This is a genomic window from Methylobacterium sp. C33D, assembly GCF_053345825.1.
Genome location: NZ_JBKFAV010000214.1, coordinates 1 through 298, shown reverse-complemented (window position 1 = coordinate 298; position 298 = coordinate 1). Strand labels below are relative to the sequence as shown.

The following is a 298-nucleotide window of genomic DNA, read 5'->3' as shown; positions in this document are numbered from 1 at the left end:
CGACCGGCATGTTCCTGGCGGTGGGCGACATCGTCGGGCGCCCGGTGGACAGGCGGACCCTGACCCGCGGCCTGATGGCGGACTCCCTCTCGACGCTGGTCGCGGGCTGCCTCAACACCTTCCCGCACACCTCGTTCTCCCAGAACGTCGGCCTCGTGAACATGACGCGGGTGCGCAGCCGCTACGTCACGGTCGCGGCGGGCTTCATCATCCTGGGCGCCAGCCTCGTGCCCAAGGTCGCCTTCGCGGTGGCGTCGATCCCGCCGGCCGTGCACGGCGGCGCCGGCATCGTGATCTT

Annotated in this window: 1 protein-coding gene; it reads left to right on the top strand. The window is 71.1% G+C overall.

Features of this window, described 5'->3' with window-relative positions:
- On the top strand, positions 1-298 hold a 298-nt coding region (locus ACLBXO_RS32100; protein ID WP_447687957.1), incomplete at both ends, for a solute carrier family 23 protein.